This window comes from Martinezella calliandrae (assembly GCF_030272695.1).
Classification (GTDB): domain Bacteria; phylum Pseudomonadota; class Alphaproteobacteria; order Rhizobiales; family Rhizobiaceae; genus Rhizobium; species Rhizobium calliandrae.
Genome location: NZ_JARFYN010000135.1, coordinates 1 through 1,827, shown reverse-complemented (window position 1 = coordinate 1,827; position 1,827 = coordinate 1). Strand labels below are relative to the sequence as shown.

Annotated in this window: 2 protein-coding genes and 1 pseudogene; all 3 read right to left on the bottom strand. The window is 57.6% G+C overall.

All coding sequences use genetic code 11. From position 1 onward, the window contains the following. Positions 1–93: 93 nt before the first annotated feature. Positions 94–963: pseudogene (locus PY650_RS36310) on the bottom strand (IS66 family transposase); the annotation flags it as partial. Positions 964–1,036: 73 nt separating this feature from the next. Continuing rightward, positions 1,037–1,381 (bottom strand): IS66 family insertion sequence element accessory protein TnpB, encoded by a 345-nt coding sequence (gene tnpB, locus PY650_RS36305; RefSeq protein WP_285884920.1) that lies wholly within the window; start codon positions 1,379–1,381, stop codon positions 1,037–1,039. Then, entirely contained in the window at positions 1,378–1,701 is a 324-nt protein-coding gene (locus PY650_RS36300) for a transposase (RefSeq protein ID WP_040669324.1), read from the bottom strand. The genes tnpB and PY650_RS36300 overlap by 4 nt, the downstream gene beginning before the upstream one ends. Positions 1,702–1,827 lie beyond the last annotated feature (126 nt).

Sequence of the window (1,827 nt, the reverse complement as noted above, 5' to 3'; positions counted from 1 at the left end):
TTATGCGCAGTTCGCCAGCCGGAAGTCGTCCGAGAATCCGACGGTTAAAGCCTCCTGCCTCAGCAATCTGCGCATAATCACGAGGTGCACATAATCCCGCGCGTACGCCCATAAATACGCTGTCTTTGCCGACCCCGATCCGGGAACAAGTGTCGGTAATGTCGTCTCGTCGGCGAATATTCGTTCACCTCGTTTGATCTGGCTGAAGGTGTAGTCCGCGAGGATCTCGAGTTCGAACCCGAGCTTACCCATCCACCGCGCCATGATACCGCGCTCGACCTCGACATGGTCGCGCAGGAAGATCGCCTCCTGTCGATAGAGCGGCAACCCGTCGCCATATTTGGAGACCGCGATATAGGCGAGCAGCGCTTCCGTCGGAATGCCGCTTTCGACGATATGCGCCGGGGCTGAGGCCTGGATGACGCCGTCTTCGTTCTTGAAGGCATACTTCGGGCGATGGGTGACGATCACCCGGAACTTCGGCGGAATGACATCAAGCCGCTCGGAGGTATCTTCCCCGATCAGGACCTTCTGTTTGCCAGCGTGTTCGGGCAGTTCGTCCGGCTCGATGACTACATGGACCCGCTCCAGGTGCGGCGGGAAGCCCTTGCGCGGGCGCGGCGCACTCTTTGCAGCGCCTGGATTGCGGCCCTTGGAAACCAGCGCCTCAATCGCGGCAATGCCAATGTCGATTTCTTCGAAGACAAACGCGCCCTGTTCGTCCAGGTCTGCCTCGATGGACTTGCCCTGCTTTTCCGAACGGCGGCCATACCTGTATCGATTGAAAGCTTTGAGGATCAGCTTCAACTTGGCGATCTGTTCGTCCGCGTCCGTATTGCGGGCCTTCAGATCAGCGACTTCGTCTTCCAGAACATCGGCGCGCGCAGCCTTTGCTGCCATCGCCATGACCATGGCTTTCAGCGCATCAACGTCATCAGGAAGCTCGAGATCGGCTGGTTTCATGCCCTTATGTAGAGCATATTTCGGCGAGATTTGCCCTCAGTTTCAGCCGCCTGATTCACTCTGCCGCAGGGCTTTACCCAACAAATTCCGGTCGCTTTACCGCAACCGTGCGCACGCGTTTCCAGTCCATCCCATCGACCAGCGCCATCAGTTGCGCGTGATTGAGCTGCACGCGGGCATGCCCGATTTTTGGCCAGACGAACTGATTTTTTTCGAGCCGCTTCGAATATAGGCAGACGCCTGAGCCATCCCACCAGGCGATCTTTATTCTGTCTGCTCTTTTGGCACGGAAAACGTAGAGCGAGCCATTGAAGGGATCACTTCCAGCATCACGCACCAGCGCCAAAAGACTGTCTGGACCTTTGCGGAAGTCAACGGGATGACTGGCCAAGAACACCTTCGTACCAGCCGGTATCATGCAGAGCGTACCGCGCGGATCAGCCTGACGAGATGTGGCTCGTCGATCGCGACATTCACCCGGATCACAGCGTCGCCGATCATGATGTCCGCGGTGGAGCTTTCGCCCCGAGCCGTATCAACAACAGCCTCCGCTTTCAGTCGGGCATTGCGCCGCCACGTGAACAATTGCGATGGGTCGATCCCTATCCGCCTCGCTATCGCAGAAACGCTCGCACCTGGCTCCATGCTTTCGGCTACCGCCTGAGCCTTCAACTCATTTGACCAACGTCGAACCTCTCGCGGCGCGCCCTCCAGCCGACCCGCAACGGCTTCGATCATATGGAACGTTCTATGTTCGGACATAGGTTCAGACATAGCAATTCATACCAAGCTCATTCCCTGAACTCACACGAATAAGCCCGATCCCCCGCTATCGCCAGATGGGGTCAATGCACCGCTTACGAA